General features: G+C 61.7%; 20 protein-coding genes and 1 other RNA gene. 7 read left to right on the top strand and 14 right to left on the bottom strand.

All coding sequences use genetic code 11. The features are described from left to right. Positions 1–94 precede the first annotated feature (94 nt). The 4 genes from BN1143_RS09920 to smpB form a co-directional block, all read right to left on the bottom strand. Entirely contained in the window at positions 95–1,771 is a 1,677-nt protein-coding gene (locus tag BN1143_RS09920) for a DNA phosphorothioation-associated putative methyltransferase (protein ID WP_231570578.1), read from the bottom strand. A gap of 347 nt (positions 1,772–2,118) precedes the next feature. Further along, complete coding sequence (locus tag BN1143_RS22385) at positions 2,119–2,658, bottom strand: hypothetical protein (RefSeq protein ID WP_156141298.1); 540 nt, start codon at positions 2,656–2,658, stop codon at positions 2,119–2,121. A gap of 163 nt (positions 2,659–2,821) precedes the next feature. Beyond that, positions 2,822–3,181: a transfer-messenger RNA gene (ssrA, locus tag BN1143_RS21930) on the bottom strand. 179 nt (positions 3,182–3,360) lie between these two features. Then, positions 3,361–3,849, bottom strand: coding sequence for an SsrA-binding protein SmpB (gene smpB / locus BN1143_RS09930; RefSeq protein ID WP_017766150.1), 489 nt, complete (start codon positions 3,847–3,849; stop codon positions 3,361–3,363). A gap of 169 nt (positions 3,850–4,018) precedes the next feature. Between smpB and BN1143_RS09935 the strand changes: the two genes are divergently transcribed. Next, complete coding sequence (locus BN1143_RS09935; RefSeq protein WP_005298951.1) at positions 4,019–4,453, top strand: SRPBCC family protein; 435 nt, start codon at positions 4,019–4,021, stop codon at positions 4,451–4,453. Beyond that, positions 4,446–4,793, top strand: a complete 348-nt coding sequence (locus tag BN1143_RS09940; protein WP_005298959.1) for an RnfH family protein — start codon at positions 4,446–4,448, stop codon at positions 4,791–4,793. The genes BN1143_RS09935 and BN1143_RS09940 overlap by 8 nt, the downstream gene beginning before the upstream one ends. 114 nt (positions 4,794–4,907) lie before the next feature. Here the strand turns inward: BN1143_RS09940 and BN1143_RS09945 are convergent, their stop codons facing one another. The 3 genes from BN1143_RS09945 to yiaY all read right to left on the bottom strand — a co-directional run bounded on the left by BN1143_RS09945 (position 4,908) and on the right by yiaY (position 7,293). Beyond that, positions 4,908–5,543 carry an NAD(P)H-binding protein gene (locus BN1143_RS09945; protein WP_042050422.1) on the bottom strand — a complete coding sequence of 212 codons (636 nt, stop codon included), beginning with the start codon at positions 5,541–5,543 and terminating at the stop codon, positions 4,908–4,910. A gap of 124 nt (positions 5,544–5,667) precedes the next feature. Next, positions 5,668–6,006 carry an outer membrane protein assembly factor BamE gene (locus BN1143_RS09950; RefSeq protein ID WP_005298963.1) on the bottom strand — a complete coding sequence of 113 codons (339 nt, stop codon included), beginning with the start codon at positions 6,004–6,006 and terminating at the stop codon, positions 5,668–5,670. A 135-nt stretch (positions 6,007–6,141) separates the two neighbouring features. Further along, positions 6,142–7,293, bottom strand: a complete 1,152-nt coding sequence (gene yiaY / locus BN1143_RS09955; RefSeq protein WP_042050423.1) for an L-threonine dehydrogenase — start codon at positions 7,291–7,293, stop codon at positions 6,142–6,144. 391 nt (positions 7,294–7,684) lie between these two features. On the opposite strand from yiaY, the gene udp reads away from it, so the two are divergent. Beyond that, on the top strand, positions 7,685–8,440 hold the full coding sequence (udp, locus tag BN1143_RS09960; RefSeq protein ID WP_005298967.1) for a uridine phosphorylase: 756 nt from the start codon (positions 7,685–7,687) through the stop codon (positions 8,438–8,440). A 110-nt stretch (positions 8,441–8,550) separates the two neighbouring features. On the opposite strand, the gene BN1143_RS09965 is transcribed toward udp, so the two are convergent. Further along, positions 8,551–9,315 carry an RluA family pseudouridine synthase gene (locus tag BN1143_RS09965; RefSeq protein WP_042050425.1) on the bottom strand — a complete coding sequence of 255 codons (765 nt, stop codon included), beginning with the start codon at positions 9,313–9,315 and terminating at the stop codon, positions 8,551–8,553. A 164-nt stretch (positions 9,316–9,479) separates the two neighbouring features. Here BN1143_RS09965 and rihA point away from each other — a divergent pair, with 164 nt between their 5' ends. Both rihA and BN1143_RS09975 read left to right on the top strand, forming a co-directional pair. Further along, positions 9,480–10,415: a pyrimidine-specific ribonucleoside hydrolase RihA gene (rihA, locus tag BN1143_RS09970; RefSeq protein ID WP_042050426.1), complete on the top strand. Its 936-nt coding sequence runs from the start codon at positions 9,480–9,482 to the stop codon at positions 10,413–10,415. Positions 10,416–10,449: 34 nt separating this feature from the next. Next, positions 10,450–10,920 (top strand): hypothetical protein, encoded by a 471-nt coding sequence (locus BN1143_RS09975; RefSeq protein ID WP_042050428.1) that lies wholly within the window; start codon positions 10,450–10,452, stop codon positions 10,918–10,920. Between the two features lie 120 nt (positions 10,921–11,040). Here BN1143_RS09975 and BN1143_RS09980 read toward each other — a convergent pair whose 3' ends face one another. The 3 genes from BN1143_RS09980 to BN1143_RS09990 all read right to left on the bottom strand — a co-directional run bounded on the left by BN1143_RS09980 (position 11,041) and on the right by BN1143_RS09990 (position 13,665). Next, positions 11,041–11,337 (bottom strand): winged helix-turn-helix domain-containing protein, encoded by a 297-nt coding sequence (locus BN1143_RS09980; protein ID WP_042050429.1) that lies wholly within the window; start codon positions 11,335–11,337, stop codon positions 11,041–11,043. Beyond that, positions 11,334–11,864 carry a DUF1523 family protein gene (locus tag BN1143_RS09985; protein WP_042050460.1) on the bottom strand — a complete coding sequence of 177 codons (531 nt, stop codon included), beginning with the start codon at positions 11,862–11,864 and terminating at the stop codon, positions 11,334–11,336. Before BN1143_RS09985 ends, BN1143_RS09980 begins: the two co-directional genes overlap by 4 nt. A 178-nt stretch (positions 11,865–12,042) precedes the next feature. Next, positions 12,043–13,665 carry a methyl-accepting chemotaxis protein gene (locus tag BN1143_RS09990; protein WP_042050430.1) on the bottom strand — a complete coding sequence of 541 codons (1,623 nt, stop codon included), beginning with the start codon at positions 13,663–13,665 and terminating at the stop codon, positions 12,043–12,045. A gap of 164 nt (positions 13,666–13,829) precedes the next feature. Here BN1143_RS09990 and BN1143_RS09995 point away from each other — a divergent pair, with 164 nt between their 5' ends. Both BN1143_RS09995 and BN1143_RS10000 read left to right on the top strand, forming a co-directional pair. Further along, positions 13,830–14,462, top strand: coding sequence for a LysE family translocator (locus BN1143_RS09995; protein WP_017786084.1), 633 nt, complete (start codon positions 13,830–13,832; stop codon positions 14,460–14,462). Between the two features lie 208 nt (positions 14,463–14,670). Beyond that, positions 14,671–15,459 carry a DUF1460 domain-containing protein gene (locus BN1143_RS10000; RefSeq protein WP_005298979.1) on the top strand — a complete coding sequence of 263 codons (789 nt, stop codon included), beginning with the start codon at positions 14,671–14,673 and terminating at the stop codon, positions 15,457–15,459. A gap of 85 nt (positions 15,460–15,544) precedes the next feature. Here BN1143_RS10000 and BN1143_RS10005 read toward each other — a convergent pair whose 3' ends face one another. Genes BN1143_RS10005 through BN1143_RS10015 form a run of 3 tightly spaced genes read right to left on the bottom strand, consistent with a single transcriptional unit; the run spans position 15,545 to position 19,646 of the window. Beyond that, the gene (locus BN1143_RS10005; RefSeq protein WP_042050432.1) at positions 15,545–16,753 is read right to left on the bottom strand and encodes a cation:proton antiporter; all 1,209 of its coding nucleotides are present in this window, start codon (positions 16,751–16,753) and stop codon (positions 15,545–15,547) included. Between the two features lie 22 nt (positions 16,754–16,775). After that, positions 16,776–17,879 (bottom strand): beta-N-acetylglucosaminidase domain-containing protein, encoded by a 1,104-nt coding sequence (locus BN1143_RS10010; protein ID WP_042050434.1) that lies wholly within the window; start codon positions 17,877–17,879, stop codon positions 16,776–16,778. 39 nt (positions 17,880–17,918) lie between these two features. Beyond that, the gene (locus tag BN1143_RS10015) at positions 17,919–19,646 is read right to left on the bottom strand and encodes a potassium/proton antiporter (RefSeq protein WP_005298984.1); all 1,728 of its coding nucleotides are present in this window, start codon (positions 19,644–19,646) and stop codon (positions 17,919–17,921) included. Positions 19,647–19,665 lie beyond the last annotated feature (19 nt).

Genomic DNA, 19,665 nt, shown 5'->3' on the forward strand with positions numbered 1-19,665 from the left:
CGTCAAAATTAACGTAATCACATATTGTCATAAGACTGTTGATTAGGTTTTAGCGAGGAATAAGTGGTTTTTACGTTATTTTGGGACGCTGATTTTACTCTTTTACGCAACAAATACGAAAGCCTGAAATTCGCCTTTTTTGCTCTTTGAGAGCTGATTCATATTGTTGGCGACTCAAGTGATGTTCTGTTTCCAGATCCATCCCAAGCAGTTTGCTCAATCTTTGCTCCAGCGCTCGTTGTGCCTTGAAGCTCGGATCATCCGGTGCCATCAGATAGCTTTTGTTGAGCAGCGGTGGCCGGGTCTGCTCATTGATGTAGTCAAAGAAGTCGACCTCCTGCTCGGCCATCTTGATCTTGACCCGCTCCACCAGATGGGGGATGGGTTTGCTGAAGTCGTCATACCCCATCAGGCTCACCTTGCCGGAGCGGATGTGCAGCTTGATCACGTCGATATCGGTCAAGTCACCGTAGAGCTGGCAGGCCGCCCCCAGGTAGACACGCAGCAGCGGCGGTAATTGTGGAATAAAGCATTTGTGCAACAGCAGTGAATGGCCAGGATAGAGCAGGCTGTTGGGTAGCTGTTGATGGGCCAGCTCGCAGGCCTGGTTGATGAGGGTGATATCCGCAATCTGGTAGAGCAGTGCTTTGGCTGCCTGTTGTGCCTGCGGGTTGCCACCGAAAAAGGCTTTGATATCCCGCTGCAGCTCGCTGGGGTACTGGGTATAGGCTTGGCGTTTGCCAAACAGGTTGAGTGCCAGGTAGACCAGCAAATCTTGCTGCCGCTCCAGCTCGGCCTGCTTTAACTGGGCAAGGTCAAAATGCTGGCCAAGCAGGGTCATGGCTTTGCGATGACTGCCTGCGATCTCTCTTAACTCATCGCTTTGTTCAAATTCGTCATTGGCCGGGATTCGGCCAAGGGTCAGCGCTCGTTGCCAGAAGGCTTCAAACAGTGGTTGATGACGAGTGATCAGCAGTGCTGCTGCGGCCTGATGGTTAGGCGTGGGCGAGGTCAGCTGCTGCCAACTGTGGCTTCGGCGTTGGCGCTGTGCCAAAAAGCGTTGCTCTTCGAGTTTGTCTTTGAACACGTAAAAGATGCCGGGCCCAACGGCGATGGCATTTTCATCCAGTGTTCTGTCTATGTAGTGCTTGAGCTCGCTTTGGTTGTAGTAGCGCTGAAAGGTGTTGCGCGAGGTGATGACGCCATCTTTATAAGGAGTGAACTGGGCAATAAAGCTGTCGTTGGCCAGCATGGCCGAGACGACCAGCAGGGTTTGGGTTAGCTCCCAGGCGCCGAGCAGTGCCTCCATTCGCTCATCTTGATCCTCAATGACGTTGATCACAAAACCGAGATTGACCAGATGGGAGACCACCTTCTCCCCATCCGGGCGAAAGTTCGGGTCCCAGCCCAGCGCATCAATACCGTGTGCTTCCAGTTCCCGCAGGTCATCCCCTCGGCCGCAACCGTAATCAAACAGCGCATAGTCGCCGTTGAGATAACCATGGCGTGCCAGCATCTTCATGGGGGCTGAGAGTTCATGGCGAACCAACGCGGTTTTGTGGCGATCAATTTGTGGGCCCCCCTCTTCGGGCGGCAGGGCGGAGGTGCGAAACAGGCGCCCATCAACCAGTTGGTAGCCATGTCTTGCGATAAGCCGCTCCCACGATGCTTTGAAGCCAATCATGCGGGGATGATCGTAAAGCCCTGCCAACACCCCCTCTTGGGTGATCTGGCGACAACTCTCTGCCTGTGGGTGATCGGGGGTCAGCATGCACTCTTTGCGATGCAGAATGGGGGGAGTGTCCTGGCTGTCATAGCGGGTAACGGTATGGCTTAGTTTGGCCAGATCAACGGTCACGCTCTGCTTGAGGCTGGGGTAGGCCTCTTCGAAGAAGGTGGGGTAGTTGAGCAGTGACAGCCGAAAGTCCTGCTTTGCCAACTTGACCAGATCCCATTCACACTCCGGCAGTTTGAGCGCTTGTGCTACCGCACAGACAAAACGGTAGAGCTGTGGGCTGGTTGTGGCCAGGGTTTCTTTGTGCAGATAGACCGCGTCGGGCAGCACTTTTTTGTATGGCAGGGTAGCGACCAGTTGCGTGAAGCGCTCGGGGGTCAGCATCAGCACATTCCTTTGAGTTGGGTGAGTGTCAGCCGCTTGGGCATTTGTCTTCCATGGTGAGTGGTGAGTTCGACCAAGGCGCGGTTTTGTTCGGGCCCATAGCTGATATGCAGTGGCCGGTCTGGGCCATAGAGATAGAGACGATCAAACGGGGTGTGCTGCGCCAACCAAAGGGCTACCTGATAGCTGTTCTTCCCTGGGTATATCAGATCAACCGCGGCCCCTTGCCGAGGACAGACAACTCTTCCTCGCTGATTGAGTTCACAGGCCGCATGTTGATCCAGTGTGGGGGCTATACCGGGGGAGGCGTTGGAAAGAATAGCTTTGCGCAGTGTTACCCCGCAAAACCCATAGGTCAGCAATGGGTGACCAAATGTTTCTACCAGCGGATCGAGAATATGCGTTGCCAGTTCACGGTAGGCCAGCCAGCTCTCGGTTTGTTCCGGCAAGTTTGGGCACTGGAGGCGTTGCCAGGTTTCACCACAGTGAAACAGCATCTCGAAGGTGAAATGTTGGCTGCAGGCATCCTCTAAGCGCATGACGAATCCTTATGAACCAGTGCGTTATATTACTGGTTTTGCCTTCACAGTAGAGCCATCAATCCGTGAGAGTGATCTCGAAAAGCCAACTGGTTGGGTCCTTGTGAACCACATGAACAAATAAAAAGGGCCACCTCTTGCGAGGTGGCCCTTTCCAAACGTTTGGTGGAGCTGGGGGGATTTGAACCCCCGTCCAAAATTACTACATCCTCGGCACTACATGCTTAGTCACTCTTTACATTCGCCAACCCGCTGCGGAGAGACACGCCACGAATTGACTAGCTCGATTGGTTTTAATGCTTCCGCCCCGAGCAGGACTTCCACACGATCCTGTGAAGGATGACCTTCCGATTCCCTAGGACACAGGCAAGCTAGGGTAGAAGGGCTCTGCGCAGGTTATTAAGCTGCCAGTGCGTAGTTTTCGTCGTTTGCGACTATTTTTTTGCGGTTTATTAACGAGGCCTACCGCACCTCGGCATGCACCTTGGGTTTCGTGAATCTTGTCGAATCCAGAATCAGCCCCAAGTTGTTAAGAGGGATTGTACGCAAAAATCCTGCCATGGCAAGGCGTTGATGGTTATTCCCGCAGGGAGCCGCTTCGTTTGCCGATTTATTGTGCGCACGCCTGGCAGGAGCGGGGAAGCGGCGGGCCGGAAAAGAAAAAGTCCGGGCAGGAGCCCGGACCTTGCAGCATCAAGCGGATTAGCCGCGGTTCTTGTTCTTCATGATGCGCGCTTTTTCCCGATCCCATTCGCGGGCCTTGGTATCTTCGCGCTTGTCGTGCTCTTTCTTGCCCTTCACCAGGCCGATTTCGACCTTGACCCAGCACTGTTTCCAGTAGAGGGCGAGCGGCACGATTGTATAGCCCTGACGGGCGATCAGACTTTCGAGCTTGTCGAGTTCACGACGGCTCAGCAGCAGTTTGCGGGTCCGGGTCGGGTCGCACACCACGTGGCTGGAGGCAGCCTGCAGTGGCAGGAAGCTGGAGCCGAACAGGTAGGCCTCGCCATCGCGGAAGATGACATAGGCTTCGCTGATGTTGGCCTTGCCCGCCCGCAGGGATTTGACTTCCCACCCTTGCAGGGACAGACCGGCCTCGATCTTCTCTTCGATGAAGTATTCGTGGCGCGCGGTTCTGTTGAGTGCAATGGTGTTGGACCCGGCTTTGTTTTTACTGTTTTTTTTGCTCATGACGGGCGATTTCCGGCAATGACTGGGAGGAGGGCATTATACGTGGGCAAGGGCGGCTGTAAAACGCGCAGCGGGTCAACTGATGGCTTTATGAGCAGTTTGACCGAGGTTTTACCTCCAAAAGCGCAAACATGGTGATAAAATCGCGGCGATTGGATGAGGAAAAGCCATGCCCCGTATTACTCGCAGTGCCCTGGTGATGTTCAGCGCAGAACAGATGTTCAGGCTGGTCAATGATGTTCATGCCTATCCGGAGTTCCTGCCCGGTTGTGTCGGCAGCCGTGTCCACGAGACCGGCGATGACTATATGACGGCCTCGGTCGATGTGGCCAAGGCCGGGATTGCCAAGACCTTTACCACCCGCAACCTGCTCGAGGCCAACCGGCAGATCAAGATGGAGCTGGTGGAGGGGCCCTTCAGCAAGCTGGCGGGCTGGTGGACCTTCACCCCGCTGGACGTGGATGCCTGCAAGGTGGAGTTCGATCTCGACTTCGAGTTCACCTCCAAACTCATCGAGCTGGCGTTTGGCCAGATCTTCCGCGACCTGGTGAGCTCCATGGTGCTGGCCTTCTCCAACCGTGCCAAGGTGGTGTACGGTGCCTGATCAACTCAACATCGAAGTGGTCTATGCCCTGCCTCAGCAGCAGACAGTGCTGCGGCTGCGGGTGGCGCCGACCACGACGGTGCAGGCCGCCATCGAGCAGTCCGGCATCATGAGCAAGCATCCCGAGATCGATCTGGCGGTCAACAAGTTCGGCATCTACAGCCGGCCGGTCAAGGGCGCCGAGTTGCTGCAAGATGGCGATCGCATCGAGATCTACCGTCCGCTCATCGCCGATCCCAAGGAGATGCGTAAGAAGCGCGCCGAGAAGGCCAAGGAGGAGGGGCGTGCCGACGTGGTCACGGGTGGCCGTCCCAATGCCAATCGCAAACAATCCGACTGAGTGCCTGTGGCACGATTCTTCATATAACAGTGCCTGCACTGGCACGACACCGCATTTAAAAAGGCGCCTTGGCGCCTTTTTTGATCCCGTCATCCCGCCAAGCGGGGCGCTTCGTTACAGCTGGCGCAGCCGCTCGTTCTCGACCACTTCGCAGCCGGCGGGCTGGCGGGAGAGGGCTATCATGGCGCGGGCCACCTGGCTGGCCTCGATGGCGTGCCAGCGGCGCAACCTGCCTACCAGCAGTGGCTTCAGCAAGGGATAGATGGCCTGGAAAAACTGTTCAGAGCGGCGCGGCGGCTGGCGATCCCCCAGCAACATGGCGGGGCGCACGATGGCGAGCCGCTGCCAGGGCTGGGCCAGCAGGGCCTGCTCCAGCTCCCCCTTGGTACGGGGATAGAGGGCGGGGGAGTGCGGGTTGGCCCCCAGGCTCGAGACCACCACCAGCCGCTGGCAGCCGTGGCGACGGGCCAGCTCGGCAAAGGCCAGCACATAGTCGAGATCGACCCGGCGAAAGGCTTCGGCGGAGCCGGCCTCCTTGCGGGTGGTGCCAAGGCAGCAGAAGGCGAGATCCACCGGCTCGGGCAGATTCACTTCGATCAGTTCATCGAAATTGACCGGCAGCCAGTGGTGGGCGTGCTGCGGCTCTCCTGGCTTGCGGCAGAGCAGGGTCAGTTCATGCTCCGCGGGCAGTTGCCGCACCAGCTCGCGGCCGATGAGGCCAGTGGCTCCGGCGATCAGGATCCGGCTCATGCTGCTCTCCCTGTGTGATTGAATCGAGGCCAGTATTGGGCGAGGGGCTGCCCGCTGCAAGGGGGTAATGGGTGGCCGGCGGCAATAAAACAAAACCGGCGCGAGGCCGGTTTTGTGGATGGGATCAGAGCGGGGTATGGAAGGCCGCTGGCAGCGGGAAGTCGCCGGTGACCGTGGCCAATCTGTCGTTGACGAAGGTCAGGGTGAGCTCCTTGCGCTCTTTTTCGCCGCGCCCCGGCTGGAATTCATAGAGGTAGTACCAGGTGTTCGGGTCAAAGCCATCGCGCAGCATGGCGGAGCCCAGCACGAACTCGACCTGCTCGCGGGTCATGCCCTGGCGCAGTTTGTCGACCTGTTTTTGTTCCACATAGTTGCCCTGGGGAATATCGATGCGATAGACCAGGCTGCAACCGGACAGGGTGAGGGCGGTCAGGGCCGCGGCAATCAGGTGTTTCATCCGCATATCGAGTTCAGATCATCCATTCAAGTCTTTTTAAGCTCGGCAAATCATACCGGCTCCCTCTACGGAAGTAAAAAGCCATTGATCCATCAGCCAATAAAAAGGGCCGCCATGCGACCCTTTCTGCCCATTGTGCCCTTACATGGCGGCGCGGAAGATGGCGACGATCTCGTCGTGGCTCGCCTGTTTCGGGTTGGTGAAGCCGCAGGCGTCTTTCAGGGCGTTCTCGGCAAGCAGGTTGAAGTCGTCGGCCTTGACGCCGAGCTGCTCCAGCCCGGCCGGGATCTTGACGTCGCGGGCCAGCTGCTGGATGGCGGCAATGGCGGCTGCGGCCCCCTGCTCATCGGTCATGGCGCTCACGTCCACCCCCATGTGACGGGCCACGTCCTTCAGGCGGCCGGCGCGCACCTGGGCGTTGTAGGCCTGCACGTGGGGCAGCAGCACGGCGTTGCACACCCCGTGCGGCAGGTCGTAGAAACCGCCCAGCTGGTGGGCCATGGCGTGCACGTAACCCAGGCTTGCGTTGTTGAAGGCCATGCCGGCCAGGAACTGGGCGTAGGCCATCTGCTCGCGGGCGTGCAGATCGTCGCCCTGATTGACCGCGGTGCGCAGGTGTCTGGCGATGAGCTGGATGGCCATGATGGCGCTGGCATCGGTCACCGGGGTGGCGATGGTGGAGACATACGCCTCGATGGCGTGGGTCAGCGCATCCATGCCGGTGGCGGCGGTGAGGCCGGCCGGCTTGGCCAGCATCAGCTCGGGGTCGTTGACCGACATCAGCGGGGTGACGTGCTTGTCGACGATGGCCATCTTCACGTGGCGGGCCTCGTCAGTGATGATGCAGAAGCGAGTCATCTCGGAGGCGGTGCCGGCGGTGGTGTTGATGGCGATGAGCGGCAGTTGCGGCTTGGCGGAGCGATCCACCCCTTCGTAATCCTTGATGCTGCCACCGTTGGCTGCCACCAGGGCGATCCCCTTGGCGCAGTCGTGGGGCGAGCCGCCCCCCAGCGAGATGACGCAGTCGCAGCCATTGGCCTTGAGCATGGCCAGGCCCGCTTCCACGTTGGTCATGGTCGGGTTGGGTTTGGTCTCGTCGAAAATTGCGCTTTCAATGCCATGTTCTGCCAGCAGGCCGGCCACCTTGGCCACCACGCCAATCTGGTTGAGGATCTTGTCGGTGACGATCAGCGCCTTGCGATGGCCATAGCCCTTGATATCGGCTGCCGCCTCTTGCAGGCAGCCTGCTCCCATCAGGTTGATTGCGGGAATGTAGAACTTGAATGTCGCCATGATGGACTCCGTATGATTAGCCATTAAGTGGTATACGGGCGCCAACATAGCACCGTCAGGGGGGATGAAAAGGGGTCAATAGTATCTGCTTTGCAACTTTATGGACTCGATCACGTACCGGAAACATGGGCCGCGACAGGGATTGACAAGCGCGCTAGCCTGTTCGCGAATAGAAAAACGTTTTTCAATTAATTCATCAAGTTAGCAAACGTTTTGCGCCGAATTTGTGGCTGTCAATGCAAGGAAGTGTGAGATGCTTCAAGGAATTGGAAAGCGCTTTCGACCATAGTTGGCGCCTCCCCGACGAGGGGAGTGAAGGCTTGAAAGTACCATAAAGAATCACCTTAACTTGCCCCTGACCATGCTGGTGGGGAGCAACCAGGAGTCCACTATGTCTGATGTATTTCACTTGGGTTTGAAAAAAGCGGATCTGCAAGGCGCCACCCTGGCGATCGTTCCCGGTGATCCCGAGCGCGTGAAGCGCATCGCAGAGCTGTTGGATAACCCGGTGCACCTGGCCAGCCATCGTGAGTTCACTACCTGGCGCGGCGAGATGGACGGCAAGGCCGTGATCATCTGCTCCACCGGTATCGGCGGCCCGTCCACCTCCATCGCGGTGGAAGAGCTGGCTCAGCTGGGCATCCGTACCTTCCTGCGCATCGGCACCACCGGCGCCATCCAGCCGCACCTGAACGTGGGCGACGTGATCGTCACCACCGGCTCCGTTCGCCTCGACGGTGCCAGCCTGCACTTCGCGCCGATGGAGTTCCCGGCCGTGGCCGACTTCGACTGCACCACTGCGCTGGTCAACACCGCCAAGGAGCTGGGTTCCAAGCTGCACGTGGGCGTCACCGCCTCTTCTGACACCTTCTACCCGGGTCAGGAGCGCTACGACACCTTCTCCGGCCGCGTGGTACAACGCTTCCAGGGTTCCATGAAAGAGTGGCAATCCATGGGCGTGCTGAACTTCGAAATGGAGTCCGCGACGTTGCTGACCATGTGCTCCAGCCAGGGCCTGCGTGCCGGCATGGTGGCCGGTGTCATCGTGAACCGTACCCAGCAAGAGATCCCGAACGCCGAGACCATGGCGAAGACCGAATCTGATGCCATCAAGATCGTGCTGGGCGCTGCCCGCAAGCTGATCTGATAGCACCACCACGAGTGGGGGGTGGGGGCCGTTGCGAAAGCGCGGCCCCTATCTTTATCCGCCGTTGACCGCTTTTCCCCTTCTCTTTTTCCCCTCTATTTCCTTCTGCGTTACCCCTGTTGCCCCGTCATGGCCGCCAGCGCCTGTTCAAAGGGGGCCTCACAGCGGATCTGCATCGGCTCGTCACTGATCGGGTGAACAAAATCGAGCTCACTGGCGTGCAGCATCAGCCGCGGCGCCTGCTCGCAGCCGGGCGGCAGCAGGCCGCCATAGAGATCGCAACCCAGGATGGGATGACCCAGCTGCCGGCTGTGGATGCGCAGCTGATGGGTGCGACCGGTTTCCGGTACCAGCCTCACCGAGGTCAACGGTACGGCGTCGCCTTGTACCTGGCAGGTCAGGCGCGTCATCACCTGATAGCGGGAGCGGGCGGGCTTGCCGCTGACGGCGCAGATGCTCATCAGCGGAAACAGCGCCGGATCCTTGGCGATGGGGGCATCGATCACCCCCTCGTCCTCGGCCAGATGACCGCACAGCAGGGCGCTGTAGGCCTTGCTCACCGTGCGCTGGCTGAACTGGTGGCAGAGCAGGGCGTTGATGGCCTTGTTCCTGGCCACCAGCATGATCCCCGAGGTGCCAAAATCGAGGCGATGGACCAGGGCGCAGCCGGGATAAGCCTGCACCAGCCGATAGTGCACCGAGTCGAGGTTCTGCGGGTTCTTGCCCGACAGGCTCAGCAGGCCGCTCGGCTTGTTGATGAGCAGCAGGTGCTCATCCTCAAACAGGATCTCGATGGCGGCCGCACAGGGCGGGGCGATGAAGGTATCGATGATGGCGGACATGGGGCGCACGGTCTGAAAAGGGAGGGGGATCATACCCGAACCAGCGGGGCACGGCGAATAACTGCAGAAGCGGCTCTCGTCTTGTGACTAACTGCTTGATAACGCAGGGAAGGGGCCGTTTTGTGACCCCTTCCAGAGTTAATGCGGCCGCGGCTTGCTAAGGTATGGCTCCCTGTCATGTTGTAAGGAGTCTGTCCATGGCGTTGCCCGTTATTCTCGATTGCGATCCCGGCCATGATGATGCCATCGCCCTTATCCTGGCGCTGGCCAGCCCCGAGCTCAAGGTGCTGGCGGTCACCACCAGCGCCGGCAACCAGACGCCGGACAAGACCCTCAACAATGCCCTGCGCATCCTGACCCTGCTGGGGCGTGACGACATTCCGGTGGCGGCGGGGGCTCCCAAGCCGCTGGCCCGCGAGCTTATCATCGCCGACAACGTCCACGGCGAGTCGGGTCTCGATGGCCCCAAATTGCCGGATCCCGCCTTTGCCCCCGTGGCCATGACCGCCCTCGAGCTGATGGCCAAGTGCCTGCGCGAGAGCCCGGAGCCCGTGACCCTGGTGCCGACCGGCCCGCTCACCAACATCGCCCTGCTGCTGGCGGCCCACCCCGAGCTCAAGCAGAAGATCGCCCGCATCGTGCTGATGGGCGGCGCGGCGGGAGCCGGCAACTGGACCCCGGCGGCGGAGTTCAATATTTATGTGGACCCGGAAGCGGCCGATATGGTGTTCAAGTCGGGGCTTCCCATCACCATGTGCGGGCTGGACGTGACCCACGAGGCGCAGGTGATGGACGAAGACATCGAACGGGTACGCACCATCACCAATCCGGTGGCCCAGTGCGTGGCCGGTCTGCTCGATTTTTTCATGATCTACCACCGGGATCCCAAGTGGGGATTTGCTGGCGCGCCGCTGCACGACCCCTGTACCATTGCCTGGTTGCTGGCTCCCGCGCTGTTCCACGGGGTCGAGTGCCGGGTCGATATCGAAACCGGCGGCACCCATACTAGCGGCATGACGGTGGTGGATCGCTACGGTCTGACCGGCAAGCCGGCCAATGCGCTGGTGCTGCTGGGGCTGGATCGGGCGGGCTTTATCGATCTGCTGGTCACGCGGCTGCGGGCCTTTGACTGAACGCAGTTCCACTCTTGCAAGAAGGGGCGAAGCGATGTGGAAGACAGGGCTGGCACTGTTGGCCGGGTTGCAACTGACGGGGTGTGCCACGCCGTTCGAGTCGATGTGGCAGGGGCTGGCGACCTGCGAGCTGGATGATCTCTATCTCGACAGCGAGACCGGCAAGCCGGCGCACCCGCAGCTCGACCACTACACCCCCTACAAGGTGGCGGACGGCTTCGCCTGGTACAAGACCCGCCAGGAGCTGCACGGCCTGCCCATCAGCGGTTTTCTCATTCCGGCCTCCACCTTCGAGGTTCACGCCCTGTTCGTGGATACCCCCATCGCCAATGCGCGCCGGCTTACCCACAATGCCTACGGCAGCGAGTTTTCCGACGAGCAGAAGCACGATGAAGGGCTGGCCCCTTTGCTGCTGCGCGATCCCAACAACCCCAAGCGCTCCATCATCGACTGCACCCGGGGCGAGAGCCAGGAGTCGCTGCCGGAGGAGCCTTTCCCCGAGTAGAAACAAGGCCGACGCCTTGGCGGAGATAGAAAGAGGGCCAGCCTTGTCGGCTGGCCCTCTTTCTATCTGGCGGGGTTGTTCGGATTGTCCCCCAGTCACTGACGGGTGACGCCGATGTCTTTAGGGGTAACCCAGCGTCTCCTTGATAACCGGCAGCTGGGCTTTTATCCAGGCCGGGTTGATGGGTCCCCAGTCACTGATGCGATAGTGCCCCTGCAGATGGCGAGCCCCCTCGGTCTGCTCGAAGCCGCAGCTGATGTCCAGCTCGGCCAGGGCACTGAGCGTATCCTGCGCGGTGCGGCGCGGCATGCCGGTCGACTCCATGATGGCCGGTACCGTATCCGTGCCCTGGCTGATGAGCCAGGCCACGTAGAGCCGCCGATAGAAGCTGGTGCGCGTCTTGCTCGGCTCACTCATATCTCGTCCTCGAGACGATCGAAGTAGCGCCAGGTGGCGATGGTAGCCTTGCCCATCACCAGGGCCCAGATGCCGAACCAGAACCAGCGGAAGAAGCTCCAGGTGGAGGCGTCGGGTTCGGTGCTCTCAATCTTGGTGACGTTGGGGAACATGGAGAACATGTTGATGCGCCAGCCGTAGGAGGTGATGATGGCCAGCCGTTTTTCGAACTCCATCGACTTGGCCTTGGCCTGCACGTCGGCGGCGTTGAACTTGAAGTAGAAGGGCCAGCCCCACTCGGTATCTTCGTTGCGGAACACGCGGATCTTCTCGCCGGGACGCTCGGTGTAGATGTAGTAGACGTCGGTGGTGGGGCCGTCGGCCGGGTTCTTCTGGCTGATGGGGCCATCCTTATCGGTGCGCTTCACCTCCACCCCTGTGATGGTGGCGATGGTGTGTTCCGGCAGGTAGTAGTCGAGCCAGATGGCGGTGACGAGGGCGATGAGCCCGAGGCCGATGAAGGCCGGTTTCTTGAAGGACAGCTTCATGATGATCTCGCATGAGGGGGAGTGACGTGCCTCTACCATACCCACATTTGGTGAGGTAGCCCAGCCCCTAATGAAGCCTGATCATAAAAAATAGCGTTTAAAACAATAACAAGTCGTCAGCGTCATTAACAGAGAGGCCCCGCGTGCGGGGCCTCTCTGTCTGGTCAGCGGGTGTGTGTCACAGCTGGAACTGGGACAGCTGCTTGCGCTGCTGCTCGGCGAGCTGTGACAGTTCGTGACTGGCGGCGGCACTCTGGCTGATGCCGGCCGCGTTCTGGTTCACGATCTCGTGGATGTTGGTGATGTTGCGGTTGATGTCGGCGGTGACGCAGGACTGCTCCTCGGCGGCGGTGGCCACCTGGGCATTGGCGCCGTTGATCTGGTTGACCGCCTCCGTGATGCCGCCCAGCAGATCCTGCACCTGGCCGGAGAGCTGCTGGTTGTGGGCCAGGATGGCGAGGGTATCCTGCACGCCGCTGTTGGCGGAGAGAGACTGGCTCTGCAGCTGCTCGATGATGGCCTGGATCTCCTTGGTGGAGTCCTGGGTGCGGGCCGCCAGCATGCGCACCTCGTCGGCCACCACCGCAAAGCCGCGACCGGTTTCACCGGCGCGGGCGGCCTCGATGGCGGCGTTGAGGGCCAGCAGGTTGGTCTGCTCGGAAATCCCCTGGATGACCTCGATCACCTTGCCGATCTGCTCGGACTGGGACTTGAGGCTGGCCACCACGGAGGCGGCGCTCTCCAGGCTGTTAGCCATCCGGCTGTTGGCCTGAATGCTCTCGGCAAACAGTGCCAGCCCCTCTTCGACCCGCTGGTTGGCATCGCGTGCCAGCTCGTCGGCCAGGGCGGCGTTGTGGTTGACGTTGTCGGCGGTGCTGGCCAGCTCGGTGACGGCGGAGGCCACCTGCTCGGTCTCACCGCGCTGCTGCTGGGCATTGACCTCTGCCTGGGTCATCACGGCGGCAAGTTCGGTGGCGGCGGAGGCCACGTTGCCGCTGATGCCGGTCAGGGTGTTGATGGTGCTGCCAAGCTGGCTCAGGGTCTGGTTGATGTCGGCGGCCAGCTGGCTCAGCTCGTTGTTGCCATCGCTGGCGGCGCGCACGTTGAAGCGGCCCTGGGCCACCGCGCGCATCACCTGCTGCAGCTGACCGATGGGGCGCACGATGCGGCCGGAGAGCCACCAGCCGCCAAACAGGGCGGCGGCCAGGCTGGCTGCCATCAGCAGCAGGGTGCGCAGCAGGGTGGCGTGGTAGTGAGCCTGCTCCTCGGCAATTTCAGCCTGGATCAGCTGGTTGACGTGGGCGGACATGGCATCGATCTGCTTGATGAGATCTTCCCCCAGATCGCGAAAGCGCAGGCGGGCCTGCTCATAGGCGGCAGGATCGCCGCCGCCCTGGTGCTTGGCGGCCAGCAGCGGCAGCATATTGCTGCGGGTGTGGCCGAGGTAGGCCTGCAGGGCGGCCGCGACCCGGCTGTTGTCCTGCTCGGCGCCGGCGATGGCCAGTCTGGTCAGGATGGCACCTATCTCCTGCTCGGCGGCGGAGAGCTCGCTGGGCAGCTGGGCAAAGCGGGCGGGATCGTAGAGGCCGTAGATGGCGTTGGTGCGCAGCCGGTAGGTGGCGTGGATCAGGGTGGCGATGTCGTCCTTGTGACGGGTCACGCTGGCAGTGGTCTCGTTCATGTCGTCGATGGCGCGGTCGATGTCCTGTTTGCCGATCCCGATCATCAGGATCATCAACAGGCTGGCGAGCAGGAGAGGGATGAGTACTTGCAGACGGATAGAGAGATTATTCAATGACATGAAAGATCCTGACCCAAAAGAGAAACAAGGCGGCATCTTACACAGGCGCGACAAAGCTTGTCACAGGTTTTTAAGGTGCAAAACCGGCTATTTGAAAAGGTTTTTTCTTGTGTTAAATGAGTGTGATAGGCAAGATCGTCGGTCTGTTACCATGGAGGTGTTGTGTGTCCGACTGGATCGATCCTGCCATTTTGGCGCTGTTTATTCCCACGTTCTTTTTTGTCTCCGTGACCCCCGGCATGTGCATGACCCTGGCGATGACCCTCGGCATGAGTCTGGGGGTGCGCCGCACCCTGCACATGATGTGGGGCGAGCTCATCGGGGTCGGCCTGGTCTCTGTGCTGTCGGTGATCGGGGTGGCGGCTGTGATGCTCAACTACCCGGCGCTGTTTGCCGCCTTCAAGTACGTGGGCGGCGCCTATCTCATCTGGCTCGGCATCCAGATGTGGCAGGCCAAGGGCAAGCTGGCGATCCCGGCGGATCTGTCGGCCGCCCAGGAGACGCGGCCGCTGGCGCTGGCCATGCAGGGCTTCGTCACCGCCATCGCCAACCCCAAGGGGTGGGCCTTCATGGTCTCCCTGCTGCCTCCCTTCATCAATGCGGCCAAGCCGATGGCACCCCAGATCAGCGCCCTGGTGGCCCTGATCCTGCTCATCGAGTTCTCCTGCCTGCTGCTCTACGCGAGCGGCGGTCGCACCCTGCGCCACTTCCTCGCCAAGAGCGGCAACGTCACCCTGATGAACCGGATCGCCGGCTCTCTCATGCTGTTTGTCGGGGTCTGGCTGGCGTTGGGTTGATACCGCACTTGCCAGCTGGTCTGTTACTGCCGAGAAGCCCCGCCATGCGGGGCTTTTTCGTATGCTGGCGGGCGGTTGGCCACATTTGCTTACATTTATCCGGTTTGCAAACGGCCGGGATGCCGTCAGTCTCGAATGGCATTCTCTTGCGCCTGCGAGAGGGTGCACAGGGTCCGTTTATTAACATTCCGAGCAAGGAGATTTAAGGATGATGAGGCTGACCAGTATCGCATTGCTCCTGTTTGCCGGCGCGGCGGCTGCCGGCAAAGAGAGAAACCTCGATTTTTACAACATCAAGGAGCCGCAACTTATCGAGCTGTTTGCCCGCCAGCAGGGGGCGCCGGGTCAGACGATCAAGACCTTCTCCAGCCTGTTTCTGGGCAACCCCTATGTGGCCAACCGGCTGGTGGGGTCGAACGAGGTGCAGGAGAAGCTGGTGGTAGATTTTGGCGGGCTCGACTGCTTCACCTATCTGGATTATGTCGAGTCGCTGCGTCGCGCAACGAGTGTGCATCACTTCATCGAGAACCTGATGCACACTCGTTACGTGAACGGTGAGGTCAACTATCTGACCAGAAAGCACTTCTTCTCCGACTGGGTGCATGGTGACAACAAGGTGAGCGATGTGACCCATCTGGTGGGCGGCGCTGCGGTGACCACCGCCAAGCTGCTCAACCAGAAGGCGGACGGCGGCCACTACATTCCTGGGCTGGGGGTGACGGCGCGGGACATCACCTACATTCCGTCCGCCAGCATCGACGAGAACACCCTGAGTCTGCTGGAGGAGGGGGACTACATCGGCATCTACACCGATCTGGCCGGGCTCGACGTCACTCACACCGGCATCTTTATCCGTGGCGAGAACGGCCCCGTGCTGCGCAATGCCTCCTCCCTCTCGAGCAAGATGCAGGTGGTGGACTCTCCCTTCCTGGAGTATGTGCAGAACAAGCCGGGGATCCTGGTCTATCGGCCGCAGGCCGAGGACGCGAGCTCCTAGGGAGGGGCGCTGGCCGAGATGGACGCCTTGCGTCTGACAAAAGAAAGCCCCGGACAGTACCGGGGCTTTTTGTTGGTGGCGCCCCTCAGCGGGGCTTGAAGCGGGCGACCCAGGGATTGGCGGTGAGACCGTGCAGGATGACGCTCAGTATGATGGTGCAGAGCACGGTGGCGATGATGGGGCGCTGGCCGAGGAGGGCCGGCTCGTTTTGCAGCACCATCACCGCAAAGACGATGCTGGCCAGCCCCCGCGGCCCGAACCAGCCGATGAAGAGCTTGAGTTCAAGCTTGAGGCCGGTGCCGAGCAGGCTCAGCCAGACCGGCACCATGCGCAGCAGGGTGAGGCTGGCGGCGGCATAGAGCCAGTACTGCCAGTGCAGCAGCTCTGCCAGCATGGGCATCAGGGTGGCGCCGAACACCATCCAGATCACCACAGAGAGCAGATCCCCGTAACCCTCGCAGCTGTCCAGGTAGGCGTGCTTGTGCTCCCCCAGTTTGCGGCCCATCAGCAGGCCGCCGACGAAGGCGGCGATGAAGCCGCTGCCACCCAGGGTCTGGGCCAGCGCGAAGCAGAGCAAGGCCAGCCCCGGCATGGTGAGCTGGCGCCAGAGCGGCAGCTGCCAGCCGTTGAGGTAGGAGGTCTTGAGCAGGCGCAGGGTGAAGGTGGTGAGTCCCCAGGCCACCAGCAGGCCGATGCCGATCTCCTCCAGCAGCAGGGTGATGGCCAGCAGGCCGGTGCCGCTGTGCTGCTCGGTGGGGGCGATGAGGGCGAGCAGCAGGAGCAGCACGGGCACGCAGATGCCGTCGTTGAGGCCGCTCTCCTGGTTGAGCCCCTCGCGGATGGGGGCGGGCACCGCCGGGTTGCTCACCACCGCCTTGCCGAGCGCGGCATCGGTGGGGGCGAGTATGGTGGAGAGGATGGCCAGCTCCAGCAGCGGCAAGTCGGGGAAGAGCCAGTGACCGAACAGGGCGCCGGCCGCCAGGGTGAGCGGCAGGCCGATCAGCAGCAGCCGGATGGGCAGGCTGCGGTTGGCCAGCAGCACCTGCCAGTTGGTGTTGGCCGCATCGCTGAACAGCACTATGACCAGGGTCAGCTCCGCCAACAGCTTGATGCCATCGCTGTCGATGGAGAGGGAGAGCAGTTCGATGCCGCCCGGCCCCAGCAGCCAGCCCATCAGCAAGAACAGCAGGGGGCCGTTGATGAGGCGGGATTCAAAGCGCCCGGCGATCAGGCTGTAGATGAGCAGGAAGGCGGCGATCACCGCCAGGTTCTGGTAAATCAGGGACGCGTCCATGCTGCCTCCTGTGGCTGTGGGATCAGTCGGTGAGACAGTCCGGGTCGAACACATACTCGCCATCGAGCCAGCGCAGGATCTCGTCGACGCAGGATTGGTCGCGAAACGGCAGGTAGCGGGCCTTGAGGTGAGTCACCTGCTCAGGGGTCAGCTGGGCCAGCCCTATGTCCTGAAACAGCGGCAGGTCAGCCTGGATCATGGCGGAGATCTGCGGGCCGCAAGTGGCGTTGAGGGAGGCGTGCAGTGCCTTGTCCGGATCGTACTGCTTGCCGAGCTTGTAGCTCATGGGCAGGGTGGCCAGCGGCAGCACCGACAGCGCCGCCTGCTTCATGGGATTGACCGCGTGGCCGCTCACGAGATCCGCCAACTCCGCCGGGCGGTTTTCGAAGGCGCGCAGGTGCAGGAAGCTGCTGGCCTTGCTGCCGTCGTTGACCGGGTAGTTGTCCCACAGGAACGGCTTGCGGTGCAGCCACTCGGCCGTCTGGCGCAGGTGGGCCACCGGGTACTCGCTGGAGCAGACCTTGGGGCCGGTCCAGAAGATGTCGATGCGCCGATCCAGCCCCTGCCCCAGATCCTGCAGATAGTGGGGGGGCATGGCGCCGAACACCTTCTCCAGTACAGGGTCCGTGCTGTAGTAGCTGGGGCAGAACAGCAGCCGGCCGGCACTGGTATGGGCCGCGATGTCGTGGGTGATGGTGAGCTGCCAGTGGGCGAGATCCGGGGTATCCCCCTTCATGTCGTCAAACAGGATCGCCAGGATGTCGGGCTTGAGCTCCTCCTCGATGAGCCGCACCTTCTCCAGCAGGGCCGGTCGCTGGCGGGCATAGTCGTGGTGAGCGCCCATGGGGCTCAGCCCCACCCCGAAGGCAAGGCCGTTGTCACGGCACTGGCGGGCGAGCTGGCGCAGCGCCTCGAGCTGGGCGGCAGGCCAGGGCTTGGCCCAGTGCTTGCGCAGATAGCCATCCTCTTTCGGGGCATAGAGATAGAAGCCGTAACCGTGGCGGGGCAGCCACTGGGCGTAGCGGGCGCGGGCTTCCCAGCTCCAGCCCTTGCCAAAGAAGCCCTCGATCACCCCCAGGTTGGGCGAAGGGGGTTGCAGGCCGGACAACAGGGTTTGGTAAGGCATAGATAACTCCCTTCTCGCAGAGGACGAGGCAGACGGCGATCAGACCGGATCTTCTTCCAGAAAACGCACCCCTATCTTGCGGGGTTCACCCTCTTCCATTTCGGCCACGGTCCAGATCAGCCCCTGCCATTCGACGTGGTCGCCGACCACCAGATTATCGCCCAACTGCTGTGCAATAAAATGGCCAAGGGTCTGATCCGCCACCTCGCTCACATCCAGCCCGTACAGCGGCGCCAGATCCACCAGCTTGGCGGCCGCCTCCAGCAGGAAGTCGCCGAAGAAGCGCGGGCCCAGATCCTGCTCCGGCGCCTGGCTGAACAGCTGGCCGAGGGCCGGCAGGTCGCGCTCGTGGCCGATGACGCAGAGGATGTCGTCGGATTGCAGACAGGTACTGCCCGAGGGGTGCAGCAGCTCCTGCTCGCGGAACAGGGCGCAGATGCGGGTGCCCTTGGGCATGCGCAGATCCCGCAGCGGCGAGCCGATGCACCACTTCTCGTCGCTCAGGCGATAGACGAAGGTCTCCCACTGGCTGTCGAGATCGATCTCGAGCCCGGAGCGGTTGATGGGCGAGGGGGGCGCCGGCACTTCGACCCGGGCGAGGCGGGAGGCCAGCGGCAGCGAGCTGCCCTGCAGGATCAGCGAGACCAGCACCACGAAGAAGGCGACATTGAAGTAGAGCTGGGCATTGGGCAGCCCCGCCATCATGGGGAACACCGCCAGAATGATCGGCACCGCGCCGCGCAGGCCGACCCAGGAGATGAACCAGCGCTCGCGGGGGGCGAAGTTCTTGAACGGCAGCAGGCCGATCCAGACCGAGATGGGGCGGGCGAACAGGATCATCCACATGGCCAGCGCCAGCGCCGGCAGGGCGATGGGCAGCAACTTGTGGGGGGAGGCGAGCAGCCCCAGCACCAGGAACATGCCGATCTGGCTGAGCCAGGTGAGGCCGTCCAGCACCGACAAGGTGGTGCTGCGACTGCGCAGGGAGAGGTTGCCGAGCAAGAGGCCGGTGAGGTAGATGGCCAGGATGCCGCTGCCACCCACCGCCGTGGTGAGGGCGAAGATGAGCAGGCCGCCGCTCACGGTCAGCAGCGGGTAGAGGCCGGGGGCCAGCCGGGCGCTGTTGATGAGCTTCCACAGCAGCCAACCGGCGCCAAGGCCGATGCCGGCTCCCAGCCCGAACTGCTTGAGCAGTTGCAGCAGCAGAAAGCCGCCATCCAGCCCCTGCTGGGCGGTGGCCAGCACCTCGATCAGGGTGACGGTAAGAAACACCGCCATGGGATCGTTGCTGCCTGACTCTATCTCCAGGGTGGCGCTGACCCGCTCGTTGAGGCTGCGCCCGCCGAGCAGGGAGAAGACCGCCGCCGCATCGGTGGAGCCGACGATGGCGCCGATCAGCATCCCCTGCAGCAGGTTGAGGTCAAACAGCCAGGCGGCGGCGAGGCCCGTCAGGCCGGTGGTGATGGCCACCCCGACCGTAGCCAGCGACAGGGCGGGCCAGAGCGCGACTCGAAACGAGGAGACCCGGGTGCGCATGCCGCCGTCCAGCAAGATGATGGCGAGCGCCAGGTTGCCCACCAGGTAGGCGATGGAGTAGTCGGCGAAGTGGATGCCACCGGGGCCGTCCTCACCGGCCAGCATGCCGACGGCGAGGAAGATCACCAGGATGGGGATACCGAGACGGGAGGAGAGCGCGCTCAACAGGACACTGGCACCCACCAACAAGGCCGCGACGAGGAAGAAACTGTTGATGGTGACGGCATCCAATGGCGAACTCCTTCTGTCA

Origin of the sequence: Aeromonas dhakensis, assembly GCF_000820305.1 — a bacterium.
GTDB lineage: Bacteria > Pseudomonadota > Gammaproteobacteria > Enterobacterales > Aeromonadaceae > Aeromonas > Aeromonas dhakensis.

Coding starts and splice junctions, on each gene's coding strand:
- BN1143_RS09920 (WP_231570578.1), bottom strand. CDS start 1,771: ATGCTGACCCCCGATCACCCACAGGCAGAGAGTTGTCGCCAGATCACC.
- BN1143_RS22385 (WP_156141298.1), bottom strand. CDS start 2,658: ATGCGCTTAGAGGATGCCTGCAGCCAACATTTCACCTTCGAGATGCTG.
- smpB (WP_017766150.1), bottom strand. CDS start 3,849: ATGAGCAAAAAAAACAGTAAAAACAAAGCCGGGTCCAACACCATTGCA.
- BN1143_RS09935 (WP_005298951.1), top strand. CDS start 4,019: ATGCCCCGTATTACTCGCAGTGCCCTGGTGATGTTCAGCGCAGAACAG.
- BN1143_RS09945 (WP_042050422.1), bottom strand. CDS start 5,543: ATGAGCCGGATCCTGATCGCCGGAGCCACTGGCCTCATCGGCCGCGAG.
- BN1143_RS09950 (WP_005298963.1), bottom strand. CDS start 6,006: ATGCGGATGAAACACCTGATTGCCGCGGCCCTGACCGCCCTCACCCTG.
- yiaY (WP_042050423.1), bottom strand. CDS start 7,293: ATGGCGACATTCAAGTTCTACATTCCCGCAATCAACCTGATGGGAGCA.
- udp (WP_005298967.1), top strand. CDS start 7,685: ATGTCTGATGTATTTCACTTGGGTTTGAAAAAAGCGGATCTGCAAGGC.
- BN1143_RS09965 (WP_042050425.1), bottom strand. CDS start 9,315: ATGATCCCCCTCCCTTTTCAGACCGTGCGCCCCATGTCCGCCATCATC.
- rihA (WP_042050426.1), top strand. CDS start 9,480: ATGGCGTTGCCCGTTATTCTCGATTGCGATCCCGGCCATGATGATGCC.
- BN1143_RS09975 (WP_042050428.1), top strand. CDS start 10,450: ATGTGGAAGACAGGGCTGGCACTGTTGGCCGGGTTGCAACTGACGGGG.
- BN1143_RS09980 (WP_042050429.1), bottom strand. CDS start 11,337: ATGAGTGAGCCGAGCAAGACGCGCACCAGCTTCTATCGGCGGCTCTAC.
- BN1143_RS09985 (WP_042050460.1), bottom strand. CDS start 11,864: ATGAAGCTGTCCTTCAAGAAACCGGCCTTCATCGGCCTCGGGCTCATC.
- BN1143_RS09990 (WP_042050430.1), bottom strand. CDS start 13,665: ATGTCATTGAATAATCTCTCTATCCGTCTGCAAGTACTCATCCCTCTC.
- BN1143_RS10000 (WP_005298979.1), top strand. CDS start 14,671: ATGATGAGGCTGACCAGTATCGCATTGCTCCTGTTTGCCGGCGCGGCG.
- BN1143_RS10005 (WP_042050432.1), bottom strand. CDS start 16,753: ATGGACGCGTCCCTGATTTACCAGAACCTGGCGGTGATCGCCGCCTTC.
- BN1143_RS10010 (WP_042050434.1), bottom strand. CDS start 17,879: ATGCCTTACCAAACCCTGTTGTCCGGCCTGCAACCCCCTTCGCCCAAC.